The following is a 20,899-nucleotide window of genomic DNA, read 5'->3' as shown; positions in this document are numbered from 1 at the left end:
TCGTGCACCAGGCGCCGCGTCACCCTGGGCATCCGCGCCGACTTCTGACCCGTGCTCCGGTAGCGCCGAGCCATGCTCGGCGACGGCCGGAATCCGCCGGGCATGGCCCGGCGCTACAGGTCCAGCGTCCCAGGGATCGTGCACCAGGCGCCGCGTCACCCTGGGCATCCGCGCCGACTTCTGACCCGTGCTCCGGTAGCGCCGAGCCATGCTCGGCGACGGCCGGAATCCGCCGGGCATGGCCCGGCGCTACAGGTCCAGCGGCAAGACCTGCTTCAACGTGGCGATCCCCTCCCAGGGATCGCGCTTCAGACGCCTGGCCCGCGCCAGCGCCTTGTCCAGCGGGAATGCATCGGCCGCTGCAATGCGGCCCAGTTCTTCCCAGCGCAGCGGCACCGCCACGCCTGCGCTGTCGCGTGCGCGCAATGACCACGAACACACGCTGGTCGCCCCACGCGCATTGCGCAGCCAGTCGATGAAGATCACCCCGGTGCGCCTGGCCTTGCTCATCGTGGCTACGTAGCGGTCCGGTGCATGCTGCGCCAGCGCCTGCGCGAAGGCCTCGCAGAACGCCTTGGCCTGGTCCCAGCCGGCCTTCGGCTGCAGCGGCACCACCACGTGCAGGCCCTTGCCACCGGACAGCCGCACGAAGCTCTGCAGCCCCACCTCCTGCAGGCGGGCACGGATATCGCGTGCGGCGGCCTTGACCTGCACCCAGGTCACGCCTTCACCCGGATCGAGATCGAACACCAGCCGATCTGGATGTTCGGGGTCCTGCACGGTAGCCCCCCACGGGTGCAGCTCCAGGGTGTTCATCTGCACCAGTTGCAGCAGGCCCTGCACGTCGTCGACGAATACGTAGTCCTCGGTTCCGCTCTTCTGCTTGAGCGGTACGGAACGCACCGCATCGCCCAGCCCCTGGCCATGATGTTTCTGGAAGAAGCAGGCCTGGCCCACTCCCCGTGGGCAGCGCAGCAGCGACAGCGGCCTGCCGGCGATTTCAGGCAGTATCCACCGCGCCATGGCCCGGTAATAGTCCGCTACATCGCCCTTGCGTATCTTCCGCCCGGGATACACCACCCGCTCGGGATGGGTGATCGTCACCGCATTGGACACGGCGCTGCCTCCCTTTTCCTTTGGCGAAAGGACCCGCCCGTCCATCTTGTCGACCCGCAGTCGCCTGAAGCTGGCCTGGCGCAGCAGCCCCTCCTTGCCCAAGCCGCGGAATGCCACCTCGGCCACCAGCACCGGTTCAACCCAATGCACGCTGGAAGCGCGGAACGGGACATGCGCGGGCAGCTCCAGCACCGGCTGCTTCACTGCCAGCGTTTCCAGCTGCGAGCCGAGCGCATGCAGCTGCGCATCATCGAATCCAGTACCGACGCGTCCCACGTAACGCAGGCCACCTTTGTCCTGCACGGCCATCAGCAACGAGCCAAAGCCCTGCCGCGATCCCTTGGGCGGTGTATGGCCGACGATCAGGAATTCGTCGGTGTCTTCATGCTTGACCTTCACCCAGCTGCGCGCGCGCACGTTGACGTAGGCGGCATCCCGCTGTTTGCTGATGATGCCCTCGAACCCCGCCTCGCCACTGGCGGAGAACACCGCCGGCCCATGGTCGATGACATGGTCGCTGTAGGCCAGCGTGCCAGGCTTGCTGCCCAGCAACGCTTTCAACAAGGTCTTGCGCGCCAGCAACGGCGCGCGGCTGATGTCCACGCCGGCTACGCCGGGCAGGTCGAACACCACATAGCGCAGCGGTTGGCTGGAACTGCCGTCGATCACCCGCTGCAGGGCGGCGAAGTCACTGCGTCCGTCTGCGTGCAGCACCACCAGTTCGCCATCCAGTCGCGCATCGCTGACCGGAAGGGCGGCGACCGCCCGGGCAACCTCCGGGAAGTCGTCGCTCCAATCCAGGCCGTTGCGTGACCGCAGTTTGACCTGGCCATCGTCGAGGTCGGCCAGCAGCCGGTAACCATCCCACTTGATTTCATGCAGCCATCCCGCCCCCTCCGGTGCGGTGTCCCGGTGATCGGTCAGCTGCGGTGCGAACTGGTGTGGATAGGGCGCAGCGCGCGCACCATCCAGCAGCAGCGCACGCTTGCGCCAGCGACTGTCCGCCTTGCGCGTGCGCGTTGCGCGGCCTGCCGGCCTGCCCTTGGCCGCGCTGGGCCTGGTAGAGCCGCCGCCCGCTTCAGCCGGTGGATCCCGCAGCAGGTCGTCGGCCTCGGCGTCCCGGGCCTGCGCATCATCGCGCTTGATCAGCAGCCATTGCGGCTGGCGTCCCTTCAGCGCGGTGCGCACCAGCTTCCAGCCACCGGACAGCCGTTCGCCATGCAGTACGAAGTCCAGCTTGCCCGCCGCCAATGCCGGCAGCGGATCGCCTTCGCTGGCCCAGGTGCCATGGTCGAAGACATCCACGTGGCCGGCGCCGTAATGGCCGTGCGGGATGTCGCCTTCGAAGGTGGCATAGGACAGCGGATGGTCTTCCACTTCCACCGCGAGCCGTTTCTCGCCAGCGCGCAGCGACGGGCCTTTCGGCACCGCCCAGCTCTTCAGCACGCCATCCATCTCCAGGCGGAAATCGTAGTGCCGGCTGCTGGCATGGTGCAGTTGCACGACGAAGCCCGGCCGCCGGTCCGGATCGCCTTGCGCGGGCTGGTCGTCCGGCTCCGGGGTACCGTCGGCAGCGGTACCCAGCCGGCGCTTGCGGCGATACTGGTGCAGTGACATCGTTCAACCCGCCCGGCGCCGGGGCGCGGCTTTCTTCGCGGCTTTCTTCACTGCCTTCTTCGGGGCCTTTTTCGCCGCCTTCTTCACCGGTGCCTTCTTCGTTGCCTTGCTGGCCGTCTTTTTTGCCGGGGTACGCCGTTTGGCGTCCAAGCTCTTCTGCAGCAACGACATGAAGTCCACCACGTTGGTGGTGGCGTCCTCGTGCGGGGTCGGTTCGTCCTCCACCGTGGTGGTACCGCCCTTGGACCTGATGCGCTTGGTCAGGATGCCATGCAGGCGTTCGCGGAATTCGTCATGGTAGTGCGACGGATCCCAGTCACCCGCCATGGATTCGATCAACTGCTCGGCCATCGCGGTTTCCTTGCTGCTGATGCGATAGTCGGACAGGCTTCCGCCGGGCAGCTTGTAGTCTTCCGGATCCACCAGCTCCTGTGGATAACGCAGGATCATCAGCACCAGGGCATCCTGGTTGGGCATCACCGCGCAAAGATACTCGCGGGTCCGCACCACCACCTTGGCAATGCCGACCTTGCCGGTACGGCGCAAGGTCTCGCGCAACAGCACATAGCCCTTCTCGGCCTTCTTTCCCGGCACCAGCAGGTAGGGTTTCTCGAAGTAACGGGGATCGATCTGCGCTGCATCGACGAAGCTTTCCACCTCCACCGTTTCATGGCTTTCCGGCGCGGCCGAACGGATGTCGTCCTCTTCCAGCACGACGTAGCTGCCCTTGTCGTACTCGAACGCCTTGACGATGTCCTTCCACGGGACTTCTTCGCCGGTATCGGCGTTGACGCGTTCGAATCGGATCGGCTTGCGATCACGCGAATCCAGCATGCGGAACTGCAGGTCGACCTTCCGCTCGCCGGACATCAACGAGACCGGTACGTTCAACAGGCCGAAGGAAAGGGTGCCGGTCCAGATCGGGCGGGCCATGGGCGCTCACCGGGTGACAGGGGACGCCCAGCTTCGGCGCATGGCCGTGAAACGGCCGTGTCTGCGGCGTGCAGGACGTGCCCGGACAGAGCCGGACCGATGCCCGGCAGCGTCCGCCCGGGTGCTGGGCGCAGGCGGCCTGCCGGGCGCCGGCCGCCTGCGCGGTTCATTGCAACAGCGGACGCACTGCGGAAATCGGCATGTGGTCCAGCGCCAGCCAAGCGTCCTCCACCACGTTGCGGGCCTGCGGCCAGCGCAGGCGCGATTCGCCACGCATCTGTTCCCAGTGTGCGGCAAGTTCGCCTTCGGTTTCCTCATCGCCACCACGTGGCCAGTCGGCAGCGTGCGTGGTCAGGGCGAAGGCATAGGCCGGGCACAGGTCACGCCAGCGGCGACGGCCGTGGCTGCGGCGCTGTTCGTAATCGTTGAGCATGTACTGAAGGTAATCCTGCGCCACCGACTGTGGGTCTTCCTGCCGGTGGCGGCGGCTACGGCGTTGTGCAGGGGCCTGTGCCAGCGGATCGCGCAGGGCACTGAACAGCGACGGCATGGGACGTTCCAGGCGTGGCATGGCGCGGCTCCTGCAGTGGGGCGGATGGGCAGATTTACCCGCGCGGCCGTTACCCAGTCGTGACAGGAATGTCGAGGAAACCGGGCCCGGGATTCGCAGTCGCTTTACCCGGATGGCGCTTTAGTGGAGTCCCTGCCAGGAGAGCGGCCATGAATCGAGACGTATCCCGGGATCCCCTGCGCGAAGCCTCTGCCCCGGCTGCGGGCGAACAGCGCGGGAAGCATGACATCGCCGACGCCGAGAACCGCGGGACTGGCGCGCCGTTCATCGACGATGGCGACCACCTGCCGGTCAAACGTGAATGCGAACAGGCGGCACAGGACCGCAAGGACAGTGGCGACCGCCACCGCGGGGGACAGGAAAGCCCATTGAAACGGCGCGAGCGCAAGCAGCACGCCAGCGACAACCAGGACGAGGCGCTGGAAGAGACCTTTCCGGCAAGCGACCCTACCTCCCCGTTCGTACCGGCCAAGGCCCCCGATTGAGGGCACCGTGGCCGGGCGTGCTCAGCGCCACGACCACTGCACGCCCAGGCTGCCGCGGCGATCCGGGCCGGGCTCGTAGTAACGCCCGTTGCCGTCGTTGACGATCACCGAACCGATGTAGCGCTGGTCCAATGCGTTGTCCACGCGTGCGAACACCCGCAGGTCACCGGCATCGAGCGTCCAGCTGCGGCCGGCTTCCAGGTTGAGCAGCGCGTATCCCGGTGCCCGCTCGGTGGCCAGGTCATTGACCACCGTATCGCTGCTGGCGGTCACTTCGGCCGCCCACTGCCATTGGCGTGGCTGCCATTGCAGGCGGGCAAAGGCCTGTTGCCTGGGCACGCCAGGCAGGCGGCTGCCGGCGTCTACCGGTGTATCGGGGACGCTGCAGCCGCTACCGCCGCAGGCCAGGTAACCGCTGCGCACCTGCGCCTGCAGCCAGGTCCAGGCCACCTGCAGGTCCAGGTCCTGCGCCAGCGGCTGGCGCCATGACAGTTCGGCGCCCTGGCGGCGGGTGCGGCCGATATTGCGGTACGTGCTGCGTCCACCGGTGTTGCTGGCCACCGCCAGTTCGTCGTCGGTATCGGCGCGGAACAGGGTGACATCCAGTTGGCGGCCATCCTGCGCGTGCCATTTGCTGCCGATTTCCACATTGCGGCTGCGTGCGGCTGACAGGTCCAGCGCCAGCCCGGCCTGGCCATCGGCGCGGTAGCCCAGTTCGTTGAAGGTCGGTGTTTCAAAGCCGCGTCCTGCGGCGGCATGCAGGCGCCATTGCGGGGTCACTTCGAAGCTGACCCCGGCAACCGGCGTGGTGGCCTGGTAGCGGCGGCGGCCACTGTCGTCGGGATTGCCGGCGGTGATGTAATGGTCCCGCGAACGGAAGCGCACGCTGCTGTGGCGGGCACCGGCCAGCAACGACCAGCGTTCGCTCCATTGCCACCAGGCCTGCACGAACTGGTCCACGTTGGACACGGTGTCACGCTGGTCGCGGCGCAACCGGCCGCGTACGCCCAGTTGGTCGCCGATGAAGTTTTCATGGCCGGTGCGATGCTGGCGCTGCTGGTCGGCGTTGATGCCGGCCGTGACGTCCAGGGCGCGTCCGGCCAGTTCGCCGGTCCAGCCCCAGCGCGCGTCCAGCCCGCCATACCCCGAATCCAGGCCGATGACGCCGCCGGCATGCAGCGGGCTGGCCTGCGGCGCTGGCGGGATGGCCAGGAACTGGGTGACCTCGCGCTGCCCGGCATAACCGGTCAGGCGAAAGCGGTGCGCATCGCGGGTGCCGCTGTAGACCAGTCCGGCCTGCGCCTGGCGTGCCGACTTGCGGGTGTCGTACTGGTGCGCCACGGCGGTGGCCTGCCGCGGGTCAGCAGCCGCCTGCGCCCGTGTCAGGCCGAGTGGATCCTGCGCATCGGGTGCATCCAGATAGTTCAACAGCAACTCGAGGCGGTCCTCGCCCACGGCCATGCCCAGGCGCGCATTGAGTGATTCGCGCCGTGCCTGGCTGTGGTCGCGCCAGCCATCGGTACGGAAATGGTTGGCGGCGATGTTGTAGTCCACCGGACCCTGCACGCCGCGCAGTTGCGCACCAACGGAGAGCGTATTGTCCGTTCCGGCATTCACCCGCAAGCGCCAGGGATCGCCCTCGCGGCCACGCGCGCTGTGGACCTGCAGCACGCCGCCGGAAGAGTTGCCGTACAGGGCTGAAAACGGGCCACGCAGCACCTCGATGCGCTCGGCACCCAGCAGGCTGGCGTGCGACAGCTGCCCCTGGCCATCGGGCATCGTCGCCGGCACGCCATCCACCAGCACCCGCACGCCACGTACGCCGAAGGTCGAGCGGGCACCAAAGCCGCGGATGGACAACTGGGTGTCCTGGGCCAGGTTCTGCCGATCACGCGCCAGCACCCCGGGAATCCCGTCCAGCGCTTCGGACAACTGCGCCTGGGCGCCTGCGCGGTCATCATCGATCCATACCGTATCCAGGCTGGCTGGAAGCGCGAACGGGTCCACGTGCTGGACCCGTGCCGCCTCGACCTCCACGGCAGGCAGGCTGCGCGGGGCCTGCGCCCCGGCGACGGTCGACAGCAGCAGGGTACCCAGGACAGGCAGCCGGCAGCGCGCCGGAGGGGGGTTCATCATTCAGGGCCAGGATATCGGGAAGAAGCCCCATGGTACCGACGCAGGCGTGACGGGGAATGCCGCGCCTCCGGTCCCTTTGTTACGATGGCGTGGTCGTGGCCGATGCGGTCGCGACCTACTGCGTGCTTTCTTCCTCCCCCTTACCGAATGAGTACCGCCGTGTCCTTCTTTGCAAACGTGGAACTGGTCCCGGGCGACCCGATCCTGGGCCTGACCGAGGCGTACAACGCCGACAGCCGTCCGACCAAGGTCAACCTGGGTGTGGGCATCTACTACGACGAGAGCGGCCGTATCCCGCTGCTGCGCGCCGTCAAGCAGATCGAGCAGCAGCTCGCCACCGATGCCAAACCGCGCGGCTACCTGCCCATCGATGGACTGCCTGCCTATACCCAGGCCACGCGTGAACTGGTATTCGGCAAGGATTCGCCACTGCTGGCCGCCGGCCGCGTGGCCACGTCGCAGACCATCGGCGGCAGCGGTGCACTGCGCGTGGGCGCGGACCTGCTGCACAAGCTGTTGCCGCACGCCACCATCGCCATCAGCAACCCGAGCTGGGAAAACCATCGCGCGGTGTTCGGCGCGGCCGGCTTCGAGGTGGTGGAGTACAGCTACTTCGATGCGGCGACCCACGGCGTGGACTTCGACGCCATGCTGGCCGACCTGGGCAAGCTGCAGCCGGGCACCGTGGTCCTGCTGCACGCCTGCTGCCACAACCCGACCGGTGCCGACCTCACCGTCGACCAGTGGAAGCAGGTGGCTGCGCTGTTGAAGGACCGCCAGCTGTTCCCGTTCATCGACATGGCCTACCAGGGTTTCGACAAGGGCATCGAGCAGGATGGCGCCGCCGTGCGCATCATCGCCGAAGCCGGCATCGACAGCTTCGTGGTCGCCAACTCGTACTCCAAGTCGTTCTCGCTGTATGGCGAGCGCATCGGTGCGCTGTCGGTGGTGGCCCCGGATGCGAACGCGGCCAAGGCCGTGCAGTCGCAGGTCAAGCGCATCATCCGCACCATCTACTCCAGCCCGTCCAACCACGGTGCGGCGCTGGTGGCCGGCGTACTCAACAGCGTCGAGCTGCGCCAGCTCTGGGAAGCCGAGCTGACCGAGATGCGCGAGCGCATCCATGCCCTGCGCAACGGCCTGGTGGAAAAGCTGGTCGCTGCCGGTGCACCCGGGTTTGCCTTCATCAACGACCAGGCCGGCATGTTCTCCTACTCCGGGCTGAGCCGCGCCCAGGTGGACAGGCTGCGTGACGAGTACGGCATCTACGCGGTCGGCACCGGCCGCATCTGCGTGGCCGCGCTCAGCCAGAACAACCTGGACTACGTGGCCCAGGCCGTGGCGAAGGTGGCAAAGGCCTGAAAAAAGGGGACGGAGGGGATTAATAATCCCCTCCGTCCCCATTTTCTGTCCGGGCGGGCGACAATAGGCGATTCTCCCTGTCGCTTGAGGCTTGCCTGCCCATGTCCCGTACGTCGTTGACCCGGTATCTGATCCAGGAACAGCATGCCGGCCGCATCAATGCAGACCTGCGCCAGCTGATCGCCGTGGTGGGCCGCGCCTGCACCAACATCTCCATCGCCGTCAGCAAGGGCGCCCTGGGCGGCGTGCTGGGCGAAGCTGGCACCGGCAACGTGCAGGGTGAAGCGCAGAAGAAGCTGGACGTCATCAGCAACGAGATCCTGCTGGAGGCCAACGCCTGGGGCGGCCATCTGGCGGCCTGTGCATCCGAAGAGATGGACCACTGCCAGCCGGTACCGGACATCTATCCGCGCGGTGATTTCCTGCTGCTGTTCGATCCGCTGGACGGCAGTTCCAACATCGACGTGAACGTGTCGGTCGGCACCATCTTCTCGGTGCTGCGCTGCCCGAAGGACGTCGAATGCCCGAGCGATGAGAGCTTCCTGCAACCCGGCACGGCCCAGATCGCCGCCGGTTACTGCATCTACGGCCCCAGCACGCAGATGGTGCTGACCGTCGGCCACGGCACGCATGCGTTCACCTTGGATCGTGAAACCGGCGAATTCGTCCTGACCACCGAGGGCATGCAGATTCCGGCGGCAACGCAGGAGTTCGCCATCAACATGTCCAACCAGCGCCATTGGGAAGCGCCGATGCAGGGCTATGTGGACGATCTGCTGGCCGGCAGGGAAGGCGCGCGCGGCAAGGATTTCAACATGCGCTGGATTGCCAGCATGGTGGCCGACGTGCACCGCATCCTGACCCGTGGCGGCATCTTCATCTACCCGTGGGACAGGAAGGATCCGTCCAAGGCCGGCAAGCTGCGCCTGATGTACGAAGCCAATCCGATGGGCCTGCTGGTCGAACAGGCCGGTGGCGCCGCATCGACCGGCCGCGAGCGCATCCTCGATATCCAGCCGGACCAGTTGCACCAGCGCGTACCGGTATTCCTGGGGTCACGCGAGGAAGTGGCCGAAGTGGTGCGCTATCACCAGCAGCACGACGCACAGCAGGGGTGATCACGCAGCGGCCAGCATGCTGGCGCGCGCGGCGATGCATGACCGTGACGTGACATCCCCCTCGCCAGTGGGCACCATCGAAGGCCCGCTGGCGAAGGATGCACGCATGCACGCGCAGGACCCGGTCGATTTCATTGAAGTGATCCACAACGCGGTTCCGGCGGATGCCTGCGCGGCAATCGTGTCGCGTCTGCGCGCAAGCAACCGCCTGCAGCCCGGTGCGGTGGGCAGTGGCGTGTTCCCGGAACTCAAGCGCAGCAAGGATCTTCGCATCAGCGGGCTGGATGACTGGCAGGACGTGGAAGGCGTGTTGCAGCAAGCCGTTTTCAGCGGGCTTTTGAGTTATCTACGCCGTTATCCACAGGCATTGATCGCGCCGCTGATGTTGCAGATCCAGGACAGCAACGGACAACCCAGGCGCCTGACGGCGGAGGATTTTCCGCAGATGGACCAGGCCGCGCTGTCAGACCTGGCACGCACCTGCCTGAGGCCGGGCGCGATCAACCTGCAGTGGTACGAAGCGGGAGAAGGCGGTTATCCGTATTGGCACTGTGAATTGTTCCCGAGGGACCCACAGGCCGAAACCCTGCATCGGCACCTGCTGTGGACGCTGTACCTCAACGACGGATTTGAACAGGGCGAGACCGAGTTCCTGTTCCAGGGCCGCAAGATCGCCCCGCGCACCGGCAGCCTGCTGATCGCCCCGACCGCCTTCACCCACACCCACCGCGGCAACCGCCCGCAGGGGGGCGACAAGTTCATCGCAACCAGTTGGATCCTGTTCCAGTCCGCGCAGAAGCTGTTCGGCGGCTGATCCACTGTTGCAGCAGGCCCAGGCGCCGGCGGGTAGCCTTGGCCTGTCGGCGCCGGCGGAGCAGGTGCCACGCACCACGCGAACCCCCCAGTGCGGACAATGCCGCCAGGCCAAGGAAGATCACGCCCTCGGACAATGGCATCGGCCCGATCACCACGTCTTCCACGAAGATGAAGAACATCCTGAGTGCGCTGGCCAGCAGGAAACCGGCCACCAGTACACGATAGGTCCCCACTCCCCGGGCGCTGGACGCACACGTGTCCACCTTTCCCATGGCCGACATATGCAGGGACGCCCGGGGAGATGAGGATTCTTTTGCAGCGAGCGTCGTGCTCATGCGCAGGCTTTCCGTAGGTTCGATGCACGCGGCCTATGTTGGCCGACCCGCCTCATCCGGTCTTTCGAAAATCGATCATCCGCACGAAAAAAGGGGACGGAGGGGATTAAGTGGCAACCCGGCATACGGACTGCGACTTAATCCCCTCCGTCCCCTTTTTCACAGCGATCAGAACAGGCTGCCCTGCGGTGTGTCCTCGCGCGGCGGCGCCGGCCGCACGAAGCGGCTGCAATCCAGCTTCGGCCAATGGCTGTTCTGCGCATCGAAGCCGAACCGCCTGCGTGCCAGCTTGAAACGGTTTGAAAGCAGGTCCGCGTAGACGCCCTGGCCGCGCATGCGGGTGCCGAACCGGCTGTCGTAATCCTTGCCGCCACGCAGCTGGTTGATGGTGCTCATCACGTGCGCAGCGCGGTCGGGATGATGCGTATCCAGCCAATCGCGGAACAGCGGCGCCACTTCCAACGGCAGGCGCAGCAGCACATAGCCGGCGCTGTTGGCACCGGCATCGCGCGCCGCTTCCATCACCGCTTCCAGTTCGGAATCATTGATCCACGGAATCACCGGCGCGACCATCACGCCTACCGGCACGCCGGCATCACGCAGGCGCTTCATCGCGCGCAGGCGCGCATGCGGGGCCGCTGCGCGGGGCTCCAGTTTCGCCGACAGATGCGGATCCAGCGTGGTCACCGAGAAGTGCACGCTGACCAGGTCCTGCTGCGCCAGTGGGACCAACAGGTCCAGGTCCCGTTCCACCATTGCGTTCTTGGTGATCAACGAGAAGGGATGGCGTGCCTCCAGCAGTACTTCGATCAGTTGCCGGGTCAGCTTCAACTTGCGTTCGATAGGCTGGTAGGCATCGGTATTGATGCCGAGCGCGATTGGCTGTGGCACGTAACCGGGCCGGGACAGTTCCTTGCGCAGCAGTTGTGCGGCGTTGGTCTTGGCGAACAGCTTGGTTTCGAAATCCAGCCCCGGCGACAGGTTCAGGTAGGCATGCGATGGCCGCGCAAAGCAGTAGGAGCAGCCATGCTCACAGCCCCGATAGGGATTTACCGATTGGCTGAAGCCGACGTCCGGGGAATTGTTGCGGGTGATGATGCTGCGCGCCGTTTCAGCGCGGACCTCGGTGCGCAGGCGTGGAGCGGCAAACTCCTCGCTGTCGTCGGAGGTCCAGCCGTCATCCACCGTCTCGCTGACAGTGCTCTCGAAGCGCCCGGGAAGATGTGAGGAAGTGCCTCGGCCTTTGATCGCGATACCCATGATCGAAGGGTAGGGCGGGGCCGTCTCAAGGAATGCGACAGCAGCCTGAAGGGTTCAGTCGACTGCGCACAATGGCGTTTCACCGGGCCGCAGGGTCAGCACCCGTACGCCCGTGCCAGTGACCGCTACGGTGTGCTCGAACTGCGCGGAGAGCTTGCGGTCACGCGTGTATACCGGCCACTGCTCAGGCTGCGAACGGATCGCCGGCTTGCCCTGGTTGAGCATGGGCTCGATGGTGAACACCATGCCTTCCTGCAGCACCATGCCGGTGCCGGGATGGCCGTAATGCAGGATCTGCGGCTCTTCATGCATCTCCCGGCCGATGCCATGGCCGCAGTATTCCTTCACCACGCTGTAGCCGTGTTCGCGGGCATGTCGGGCGATCGCATGGCCGATGTCGCCCAGGCGTGCGCCAGGGCGGACGGCCGCGATGCCTTTCCACATGGCCTGGTAGGTTGACTGCACCAGTCGGCGCGCTGGATAGGCTACGTCACCGACAAGATAGGTGGTGCTGGAATCGGCGATATAGCCGTTCTTCTCCAGCGTGATATCCAGGTTGACGATCTGGCCGTTGCGCAGCACGTCTTCGGCCTGTGGGACGCCGTGGCAGACCACGTCGTCGATGGACGCGTTCAATACGAACGGAAAGCCGTACTGACCCTTGCTGGCAGGCCGTGCCTGCAGTTCATCGACGATCATCCGCTCGACGAAGTCATTGATCTCCAGCGTGCTCCTGCCTTGCAGAGGCAGCCCATCCAGGCGGTGGAAGACCTGCGCCAGCAGCCTGCCCGCCTCGGCCATCAACGCGATCTCGGTCGGTTGCTTGATCATGATCGCAGCGGGCTCAGTCCGCCAGGCTGTACGCCTGCAGCACGCAGCTCATTGGCGACGATGTCCTGGAAGCTCAGCTCCGGATGCATTTCGCAGAGCATGCCCACCTTGATCCAGAAGTTCGCCTGCGCGTTGATGGAGCGGTGGCTCACGGTGCAGGCGCGACGCAGCTGATCGTGCAGCGCGTCGTCGATGTTGACGATGCCCATTGGCGGGAATCCGATGCGGTTGATATACGTATTATATATATTTCATATATCAACGCCAGCGTCATGCTTGGCGGCCGTTCACCCAGGTCACAGCAGCGCCAGATATCCGCGCACGGTCGCCGCCAACCCGTCGTACAGCGCTTCGCTGATCAAGGCGTGCCCGATGGAAACCTCCAGCACCTCCGGCACGGCAGCAAGGAATTCCCGCAGGTTTGCCTGCGAAAGATCATGGCCGGCATTCACCCCCAGCCCGATGGCCTGCGCGCGGCGCGCGGCCTGTGCGAACAGCGCCAGCATCCGGGCAGGCTCGCCGGCCGCATGGGCCTCGGCGTAGGGCCCGGTATACAGCTCGATCCGATCAGCACCCACCTGCGCGGCCACTTCAAGCAGCGGATTACCCGCATCCACGAACAGGCTTACCCGGCATCCCATTGCCTTCAATCCGGCCACCAGCGGGTGCAGCCGCTGCGCGTCACGCTCGAAATCGAAACCATGGTCGGAGGTCAGCTGGCCATCTCCATCCGGGACGAGCGTGGCCTGTGCCGGCCGCGTGGCTTCGCACAGTGCCAGCAGGCCAGGATAGCCTTGGCGTGGTGGGGCGAACGGATTGCCTTCAATGTTGAACTCGACCCCGCGTGCGCGGGTCAGCGCTGACAATGCATGCACGTCTTCAGCGGTGATGTGGCGCCGGTCCGGCCGTGGGTGCACGGTAATGCCATGCGCGCCGGCGTCCAGGCAGGCCTGGGCAGCGCGCAGCACATCCGGGTCATGGCCGCCGCGCGAGTTGCGCAGTACGGCGATCTTGTTGACGTTGACGCTCAGGCAGGTCATGGCATTGGCGTGGAAAGCAAGGCGCAAAGTGTAGCGCCGCTGTCACAGCAAGGGCGAGGCCAGGCGGGCGAAGGCTTCCGGCAGGCGGTGGCGCCACAGGCCGCGGTTGCGGTCGTCGTGCACCCGGGTCGCGCAGGCAAACTCATGTTCGAGGATACCGGCCAGTTCGGCGACGCGACCCGTATCGCGCAGCAGCATCGACAGTTCGAAGTTCAGGCGGAAACTGCGGTGGTCGAAATTGGCGGTGCCCACGATGCAGACATCGTCGTCGGCGATGAAGGCCTTGGTATGCAGCATGCGCGGGCCATACTCATATATCTTCACCCCGGCCTGCAGCAACTCGTCGAAATACGACCGCGCCGCCTGGGTGACGAACCAGGAATCGCTCATCTTCGGCACCAGCAGGCGTACGTCCAGCCCGCCCAGTGCAGCCGAGGTAAGCGCCATCCGCGCCGCTTCGCCGGGCACGAAGTAGGGCGTTACCAGCCACACCCGATCGCGGGCTTCATGGATCGCCGCCACGTGCAGGCGGTGGATGGTTTCCCAGCTTGAATCCGGCCCGGACACCAACACCTGTGCGTCGATGCTGCCGGCGTCACGGGAGGGTGTTCCACGTGGCCACAGCCGCTCCGGGTCGAATGTCCTTGCATCCTGTCCACTTGCGTACAACCAGTCTTCGATGAAGACCAGCTGCAGGCTGCGCACCACGTGTCCACGCAGGCGCATGTGCAGGTCGCGGTAGGCATCGGGATCGCGGCGCTCGTTCTCTTCGTCGGTGATGTTGATCCCGCCGGTGAAGGCCAGCACGCCATCGATGACCACCAGCTTGCGGTGGGTCCGCAGGTTGAGCCACGGTCGCTTGAACGGCTTGAGCAGCTGCCGCGGGTGGAACCACACCACTTCCCCGCCCGCCTCCAGCAGCGGCTGCAGGAAGCGGGTCCGGATGTTGCCCGCGCCGACCGCATCGAGCAGCAGGCGCACCTGCACGCCGCGCTCCGCCGCAGCCACCAGTGCATCGCGCACCTCGGTACCGGTGTGGTCGGGCTCGAAGATGTAGTACTCCAGGTGCACGTGGTCCCGGGCCTGGGCGACGGCTTCCAGCAGCGCGTCATAGGTAGCCGCGCCGTCGACCAGCCATTCCACTTCGGTGGCGCTGCTGGGTGCCAGCCCGGTGGTGGACTGGCCGATCGCCGCCAGTTCGGTGCAGTCCGCGTCGGGTGGGCAGACGCTGCTGTAATGCTCCATGCCCGAGCGCGAACGGCCGCGACGCAACCGCTGTCTTTTTACCTTCTGCGGGCCCAGCAGGTAATAGATGAAAAGCCCGATCCACGGCAGCGCGGCAAGCGAGAGTATCCAGCTGAGCGTGGCCACCGGCTCGCGCTTCTGCAGCATGATCCAGCCGGTCAGGCCGACCAGGTACAGCACATAGGCAACGGCAAGCGAGGTACCCAGATGCGGGATGGCATCCAGCCAGTGACGCAGGGCATCGAAGAGGGCAAGCATCGGCGGATGATAACGCGACCCCCAACAAAAAAACGCCCCTGTTTCCAGGGGCGTTTCCAATCGCGTCATGACTGCGTATTGCGCTGTTACTGCTGTACGAAACCAATCTTCTTCATCTGGGCGTTCTTCGCGCCGGCCAGGATCTTGGCCATCACGTCGTACTCCGAGTCCGGGCTCGCGTCGATCCGCAGTTCCGGCTGGTTCGTCGGGTCACGCTGGACCTCCTGTTCCATCCGTTCCTGCAGTTCGCCCACTGCCACCGGGCTGTTGTTCCAGAACACCTGGTTGCTCGCATCGACGCGCAACTCGATCGGCGGCGGCGGTTCGACCGTCACCGGCGGCGGGTTGAGCACGCGCTGCGGCAGATCCACGGCGATCGGGTACGTCATGATCGGCGCGGTCACGATGAAGATGATCAGCAGCACCAGCATCACGTCCACGAGGGGCGTGACGTTGATGTCGGCCATTGGGCCTTTACCACCACCAGAACTGAATGCCATGGCTTACTGCCCCTTCACTTTGGTCGCTACGAAGCCGACGTCGAGCATGCCCTGTTCCTGCGCGACCTTGGTCAGGTCGTTGATGACGCGCATCTTGGTGGTGCGGTCACCGCGCAGGTTCAGCGGCGGCTGGGGAGTCTGCTGGGCGGCGGTGGCGAGCCGGGACTCGAGGGTCCCGTGATCGATTTCCTCGTCGTTCCAGTAAATCGTGCCGTCTTCCGTCACCGCCAGGGTGATCGGACCGGCACGCTTTTCAGCGTCGTCCGGGTTCTGCACCAGGTTGGCCTCGGGCAGCTCGACCTTGACCTTATGGGACATCAGAGGCGCCGTGATGATGAAGATGATCAGCAGCACCAGCATCACGTCCACAAGGGGCGTCACGTTGATGTCGGCCATGGGGCCGCCGCTGTTACCACTACTGAAAGCCATAACGGGCTCCGTCTAGATCGTGTTGACTACTACCTTCGTTTCCCGGTGAAGCGCGTCCCTTAGCGGACGCGCGAACCGGTGGCGAAGAAGTCGTGCAGGTCGTGCGCGAAGGTATCGAAACGGCTGATGGTCGCGCTGTTGATCTTGCTGAAGAAGTTGAAGGCGAACACGGCCGGGATGGCGACGAACAGGCCGATCGCGGTCATGATCAGCGCTTCACCCACCGGGCCGGCAACGGCGTCGATGGAAGCCGAACCGGTAGCACCGATCTTGATCAGCGCGCCGTAGATGCCCCACACGGTACCCAGCAGACCCACGAACGGAGCGGTCGCACCGACGGTGGCGAGCAGGGTCATGCCCGACTGCAGGTTGTTGCTTTCGCGGGTGACGGCCTGGCGCAGGGCGCGGTCGACGAATTCCGAACGGCTCAGGGTTTCACCCAGGCCACCGGAAGCGCCGCCTTCGGCACGCTGGTGGTGGGCGGCAGCCTGTGCGGCGTCCAGGGCGATCTTCGAGAACGGCTCCGAAGCCGACTGCTCTTCCATCGCACGGATGGCGTCCTGCGCGTTCGGGGTATCCCAGAACAGGCTGGTGACCTTGTCGGCAGCAGACTTCAGGCGGGTAGCGCGGAAGATGTTGATGACGGTCCAGTACCAGGACATGGCCGACATGACGATCAGGGTGATCAGCACGACCCAGGAGACTGCGAAGTCGCCCGGCTGGCTGGTCATTTCATGGATGAGGTGCTCGAAGCCCATCTGCGACAGGGCGTTGGAGTTGCCCCCGGCAGCAGCGGCGATGAAAATTTCCTGCAGCATGACGCTTACCTTTGTTGTGTGTGGTGTTGAAGGGTATAGCTGAACATAAGAACCATCAGCGGGGGGGTGGCCCGGCGGCCACCCTGGCGCATCAGCTCAGTGCAAAGTTGACCGGTACGCGGACACGGCCCGCGGCTTTCTTGCCGCCCGATTCGGCTGCGTTGAAGCGCCACTTGCGTGCGGCCTCCATTGCGGCGCGGTCCAGGTCGCGGTTACGGCTGGATTTCTCGACCGTGACATTGGTGACGTTGCCTTGGGCATCGACATCGATGATCAGGATCACTTCACCCTGGATACCTGCACGGAATGCGGCCGGCGGGTAACGCGGGGGATTCATGTTCTTCGACGAGATATCGACGCTGGCCTCGATCGAAGTCGGCGGTGCCGGCGGCGCGGGCGGCGACGGCGGGGTGACGATATCGGTCGGACGCGGATCCGGCACGTCCACGACCGGCGCCTGCGGCGGCGGCGGAACCGGTGACGGCTTCGGCGGCGACAGGTTTTTCACCGGCGGCGGCGGGGTTTCATCCGGCGGCGGCGGCGGCGGCGGTGGTGGCGGCGGCGGCGGTGCGTCGACGATGGTCACCATCACGTTGCGTTCTTTCTCCGTGGCCGCCTTGGGGGCGACAGCCGGGATCAGAAGCATCATGAACGCTGCTGCATGCAGTGCGATTACAAACGCGATGCCGAAGACGCGGGGCCAGCTCAGGCCCTTCTCTTCAGTTTCTTCGTAGCGGTGAAAGACTAGTTGTTCCGTCATGCGCCAAGAGCTCGATTGTGGGGCCGGGATACCCGGGGGCGGGATCCCTGATCAGCGGTGCATGACACCGCAGGAACCTCCAAGCTTATACCAATCCTGAGTGCCTGCGCACGCTCTGTGCAGGCATTCAGGCGTTATTCCTACTTACTTCAGGTTGATGATTTTGTCCGCATCCGCGGCGTTCTTCAGGCCACCCTTGGCCTTGGCCTGACGCGCCGCTTCCTTGGCCTGGGGAATCTTTCCTTCGCTGTGCAATACACGTGCCAGGTTCAGGTAAGTCTCGCCGGTCGGGGACAACGGAGCGGCCTTCTGCCACGCCTCGATGGCCTTGTCGACCTGCTGCGGTTCTGAATAGTAATAGGACTGCGCCAGGGCCAGGTAAACCTGATGGTCCGGCTTCAGGATGCCCTTTTCGAGCCCCTCGTTGATTACCGAAATGACTTCCTTTTCCTTGTTTTCGGTATTGGCGTAGATTGAATAGAGCTGCTTGTATTCACGCTCTTCGGTCAACTGCCCGGAAGCACGCAGCTTGTCCAGCACCGCACCGGCCTTGTCCATCTGGTCGGCCTGGGAATACATGCTGGCCAGGTTGAGCTGGGCCTTCTTGTCATTCGGGTTCTTCGCAGCCAGCGCTTCAGCCGCCTTGACCGCTTCACCAATCTGGCCGCCTTCGGAGTAGGCCGCCATCAGCAGCTGGTTCCACTGGTCCTTCGGTTCCGGCGAGGCGGCGATGGCTTCCTGCAGCACCGGGATCGCTTCGTTGTAGCGCTCCAGCTGGTACAGGGCCTGGCCCTTGATGATCAGTTCTTCGGGCTTCTTCGATCCGCTTTCGGCGAAGTATTTGTCCAGCAGGGTCAGGCCCTGGGCCTGCTCGGCCTTGTCGTCGTCCTGCAACTGCAGCTGGGCCAGCATCAGCATCGACTGGTAATGGCCGTTGTTGTCCAGGCCGTTGTTGTCCAGCACCTGCTGCAGGTACTTCTTGGCCGTAGCGGTATCGTCGGTCTGGTAGGCCGCCTGCGAAGCCAGCTGCGAGGCCAGCGACTTGTCATATTCATTCGCCGCCGGGTTGCCCAGGATCTCCGTGGCCTCGGCCAGCGTCTCCGGGAACTTCTCGTCGTTGTAGCTGTCTACCAGTTTCTGCAGCTGCTTGCCGAGCTTCGGCGAGGACTTCAGTGCCGGCTCCTTGCGGGTGGCGTCCGGGTACAGCACCTCGGCCTTGGCCGCTTTGCCACCGCGGCGTTCGCGCTGCTCGGAACGATCGGCAGAGCGCGCCTGGGCGAATGCGTCGGTGACCACGGCGCCACTCACGGCAGTCGCGATGAAGACGGTGAGCAGGGCTTTCTTGTGGTTACGGAGAATCATCTTTCACCTCGATCGGAGCGCTGGACGGTAGCAAGGGCGTACGTCAGAAAAATCTGAGCCGCCAAACCTATCAGAATTATGGGACGTGAGAAATCGTTTCCTGTGCTGCATCACAACATATTCACGGATTCTCAGCTACAGCGTGGCTTGCGCCCGGAGGCCTGGGCCTGCTGGTAAACCCCCTGCAGGCCCGGTGCATCGCGCTGCAGTTCGCGGATGCGGTTGGTGGGGTCCGGATGGGTGGACAGCCACTGCGGGGTACGGCCTCCGCTGGCGGCCATCATGTTCTGCCATAGATTGACCGCCTGGGCAGGATCGAATCCAGCCTGCGCCATCAGCCGTTGTCCCACCACATCGGCCTCGCTTTCCTGGGTGCGGGAGCCGGGCAGCAGGAACAGCGTCTGCGCGCCCATGCCACCGAACTGGTTGACGGCACTTGCAGCCGTTTCGCCATAGGCAGCGCCAGCCAACGCGCCAACGACCGACAGGCCGGTCTGCGCGCCCATCTGCCGGGTGATGCGTTCTTCATGGTGCCGGGCAATGACGTGGCCGATCTCATGCCCGATGACGGCCGCCAACTGATCCTGGTTCTTGGCTACGGTAAAGATGCCGCTGTTGACGCCGACTTTGCCGCCCGGCAACGCAAAGGCATTGGGCTCCTTGTCGGCGAACACCGCAGTTTCCCAACGTACACCACGGTATTGGGATGGGAGCTGGGCGACCAGCGCGTTCACCACGCATTGCACGTACGCAGTCTGCTTGCCGTCGGTGCTGAGTTTTTCTTTCTGCTTGGTTTCTGCGAATGCCTGCGCACCCAGCTGATCCAACTGGGCCTGGGAGACGCCGCCCACCACCTGGCGCCGGCCCGTCGGCGAAGTGGTCGTCGCGCACGCGCTGAGCAGCGCGGTAATGGTCAAGGCCAGCAGCAGTCGTTTCATCGATCGGATCCCCGTGTTCATGACACGAGTTTCCACTGACGCAGCTTAATGTTTCGTCAAGCGGGACGATCGGTTCGCACCTTCGCGCGCATCAGCCCGTTACCCGGTCACTGCGGGATGCCGAACACCATCAGCACGCCCAGCGCCACGGCATTGTTGAGCGCATGGGCGGCAATAGGGGCCCACAGGGTCCCGGTGCGCTGGTACAACCAGCAGAACGCAGCCCCCATGCCGCCGTAGATCAACCACAGCTGCGCGATCTCCAACGGCCCATTGGCGCTGGTTCCAGGAATTTCATGCACCAGCGCAAAAGCGAGGCTGCTCAGCAGCATGCCCAGCGCGGGCCGATCCGCCTGCAACAGGCGCCCGAACAGCACGCGCCGGAACAGCAGCTCTTCATAGGCAGGCGCCAGCAGCACGGCGAACAGCATCAGGAATACCGGGAACTGATCGACCGCGCGGCTCATCAGGTCCAGGTTGGTCGGCACCGGTTCAACGCCGGCCTGGCGGGCCAGGAACGCGATGCCGTTGCTGCCGATGATGACCAGCGTGGCGACCAGCAGCGTCCATCCCCAGGTAGAGGGAGCCTTCAGCGCACGATGCGAGCTTTCCCGTTCTGCGGTGCTGGCGCGGCGACGCCAGAAGTACAGGATCAATGCCGCCCCTCCCGTGGCCACCAGGGCCATCAGGATCTGCGCCAACGGGCCCGGTTGGCCCAGCAACGTGGCCAGGTTGTCCGGATCCGGGGCCTGTCCACCGGGGGCTGCCGCCTCCATGCCGACCATCAACCCGCGGTATAGCCCCCAGCCCAGTCCAGCGATCAGGCTGAGCCCGAACAGGATGGACGCGGCCAGGCCCAGGTCGATGAGGAAACCCGCCACCGGCGAGCCGGTACTGCGTGGCGCGGATGCCGGGGGGAGCAGGGGAGGCGGAACCTGGGCAGTGGAGGACATCGCAATCCTGTCGTCA

Annotated in this window: 21 protein-coding genes; 4 read left to right on the top strand and 17 right to left on the bottom strand. The window is 65.2% G+C overall.

The annotated features are described in order from the left end of the window. Positions 1-249: 249 nt before the first annotated feature. The 3 genes from ligD to H4O11_RS17960 all read right to left on the bottom strand — a co-directional run bounded on the left by ligD (position 250) and on the right by H4O11_RS17960 (position 4,237). Positions 250-2,733: a DNA ligase D gene (gene ligD / locus H4O11_RS17970; protein WP_182341886.1), complete on the bottom strand. Its 2,484-nt coding sequence runs from the start codon at positions 2,731-2,733 to the stop codon at positions 250-252. A 3-nt stretch (positions 2,734-2,736) separates the two neighbouring features. Next, positions 2,737-3,666, bottom strand: a complete 930-nt coding sequence (ku, locus tag H4O11_RS17965; protein WP_182341881.1) for a non-homologous end joining protein Ku — start codon at positions 3,664-3,666, stop codon at positions 2,737-2,739. A gap of 166 nt (positions 3,667-3,832) precedes the next feature. Continuing rightward, positions 3,833-4,237 carry a hypothetical protein gene (locus H4O11_RS17960; RefSeq protein ID WP_182341862.1) on the bottom strand — a complete coding sequence of 135 codons (405 nt, stop codon included), beginning with the start codon at positions 4,235-4,237 and terminating at the stop codon, positions 3,833-3,835. A gap of 149 nt (positions 4,238-4,386) precedes the next feature. On the opposite strand from H4O11_RS17960, the gene H4O11_RS17955 reads away from it, so the two are divergent. Next, positions 4,387-4,722, top strand: a complete 336-nt coding sequence (locus H4O11_RS17955; protein ID WP_182341859.1) for a hypothetical protein — start codon at positions 4,387-4,389, stop codon at positions 4,720-4,722. Between the two features lie 21 nt (positions 4,723-4,743). Here the strand turns inward: H4O11_RS17955 and H4O11_RS17950 are convergent, their stop codons facing one another. Then, on the bottom strand, positions 4,744-6,855 hold the full coding sequence (locus tag H4O11_RS17950; protein WP_182341856.1) for a TonB-dependent receptor family protein: 2,112 nt from the start codon (positions 6,853-6,855) through the stop codon (positions 4,744-4,746). A gap of 162 nt (positions 6,856-7,017) precedes the next feature. On the opposite strand from H4O11_RS17950, the gene H4O11_RS17945 reads away from it, so the two are divergent. The 3 genes from H4O11_RS17945 to H4O11_RS17935 all read left to right on the top strand — a co-directional run bounded on the left by H4O11_RS17945 (position 7,018) and on the right by H4O11_RS17935 (position 10,152). Continuing rightward, positions 7,018-8,220 (top strand): aromatic amino acid transaminase, encoded by a 1,203-nt coding sequence (locus H4O11_RS17945; protein WP_182341853.1) that lies wholly within the window; start codon positions 7,018-7,020, stop codon positions 8,218-8,220. A gap of 101 nt (positions 8,221-8,321) precedes the next feature. After that, complete coding sequence (locus H4O11_RS17940) at positions 8,322-9,338, top strand: class 1 fructose-bisphosphatase (protein ID WP_182341850.1); 1,017 nt, start codon at positions 8,322-8,324, stop codon at positions 9,336-9,338. Positions 9,339-9,444: 106 nt separating this feature from the next. Beyond that, positions 9,445-10,152, top strand: coding sequence for a 2OG-Fe(II) oxygenase (locus tag H4O11_RS17935; RefSeq protein ID WP_182341898.1), 708 nt, complete (start codon positions 9,445-9,447; stop codon positions 10,150-10,152). Here H4O11_RS17935 and H4O11_RS17930 read toward each other — a convergent pair. The 13 genes from H4O11_RS17930 to H4O11_RS17870 form a co-directional block, all read right to left on the bottom strand. Continuing rightward, entirely contained in the window at positions 10,097-10,387 is a 291-nt protein-coding gene (locus H4O11_RS17930; RefSeq protein ID WP_182341848.1) for a hypothetical protein, read from the bottom strand. The two genes, H4O11_RS17935 and H4O11_RS17930, sit on opposite strands and share 56 nt — an antisense overlap. Before the next feature lie 270 nt (positions 10,388-10,657). Further along, positions 10,658-11,749, bottom strand: a complete 1,092-nt coding sequence (locus H4O11_RS17925) for a PA0069 family radical SAM protein (protein WP_182341845.1) — start codon at positions 11,747-11,749, stop codon at positions 10,658-10,660. Between the two features lie 54 nt (positions 11,750-11,803). After that, positions 11,804-12,580, bottom strand: coding sequence for a type I methionyl aminopeptidase (gene map / locus H4O11_RS17920; RefSeq protein ID WP_182341842.1), 777 nt, complete (start codon positions 12,578-12,580; stop codon positions 11,804-11,806). After that, the gene (locus H4O11_RS17915; protein WP_182341839.1) at positions 12,577-12,789 is read right to left on the bottom strand and encodes a ParD-like family protein; all 213 of its coding nucleotides are present in this window, start codon (positions 12,787-12,789) and stop codon (positions 12,577-12,579) included. Before H4O11_RS17915 ends, map begins: the two co-directional genes overlap by 4 nt. 87 nt (positions 12,790-12,876) lie before the next feature. Then, a complete protein-coding gene (locus tag H4O11_RS17910; protein ID WP_182341836.1) occupies positions 12,877-13,620 on the bottom strand; it encodes a pyridoxine 5'-phosphate synthase in 744 nt (247 codons plus the stop codon). Between the two features lie 42 nt (positions 13,621-13,662). Further along, positions 13,663-15,123, bottom strand: a complete 1,461-nt coding sequence (gene cls / locus H4O11_RS17905; RefSeq protein ID WP_182341833.1) for a cardiolipin synthase — start codon at positions 15,121-15,123, stop codon at positions 13,663-13,665. An 86-nt stretch (positions 15,124-15,209) separates the two neighbouring features. Continuing rightward, positions 15,210-15,623 (bottom strand): ExbD/TolR family protein, encoded by a 414-nt coding sequence (locus H4O11_RS17900; RefSeq protein ID WP_182341830.1) that lies wholly within the window; start codon positions 15,621-15,623, stop codon positions 15,210-15,212. A 3-nt stretch (positions 15,624-15,626) separates the two neighbouring features. Next, complete coding sequence (locus tag H4O11_RS17895) at positions 15,627-16,052, bottom strand: ExbD/TolR family protein (RefSeq protein WP_182341828.1); 426 nt, start codon at positions 16,050-16,052, stop codon at positions 15,627-15,629. Between the two features lie 59 nt (positions 16,053-16,111). Further along, a complete protein-coding gene (gene exbB / locus H4O11_RS17890; RefSeq protein WP_182341825.1) occupies positions 16,112-16,870 on the bottom strand; it encodes a TonB-system energizer ExbB in 759 nt (252 codons plus the stop codon). Between the two features lie 91 nt (positions 16,871-16,961). Beyond that, positions 16,962-17,630: an energy transducer TonB gene (locus tag H4O11_RS17885; RefSeq protein ID WP_425506088.1), complete on the bottom strand. Its 669-nt coding sequence runs from the start codon at positions 17,628-17,630 to the stop codon at positions 16,962-16,964. 144 nt (positions 17,631-17,774) lie between these two features. Next, a complete protein-coding gene (locus H4O11_RS17880; protein WP_182341819.1) occupies positions 17,775-18,992 on the bottom strand; it encodes a heme biosynthesis protein HemY in 1,218 nt (405 codons plus the stop codon). 131 nt (positions 18,993-19,123) lie between these two features. After that, positions 19,124-19,930 carry a M48 family metallopeptidase gene (locus tag H4O11_RS17875; protein WP_182341816.1) on the bottom strand — a complete coding sequence of 269 codons (807 nt, stop codon included), beginning with the start codon at positions 19,928-19,930 and terminating at the stop codon, positions 19,124-19,126. 107 nt (positions 19,931-20,037) lie between these two features. Then, positions 20,038-20,883 (bottom strand): CPBP family intramembrane glutamic endopeptidase, encoded by an 846-nt coding sequence (locus H4O11_RS17870; RefSeq protein WP_182341813.1) that lies wholly within the window; start codon positions 20,881-20,883, stop codon positions 20,038-20,040. Positions 20,884-20,899 lie beyond the last annotated feature (16 nt).

It is taken from the genome of Stenotrophomonas tumulicola, from assembly GCF_014117215.1.
Taxonomy (GTDB): Bacteria; Pseudomonadota; Gammaproteobacteria; order Xanthomonadales; family Xanthomonadaceae; genus Stenotrophomonas; species Stenotrophomonas tumulicola.
This window is presented reverse-complemented; position numbering and strand designations above follow the sequence as displayed.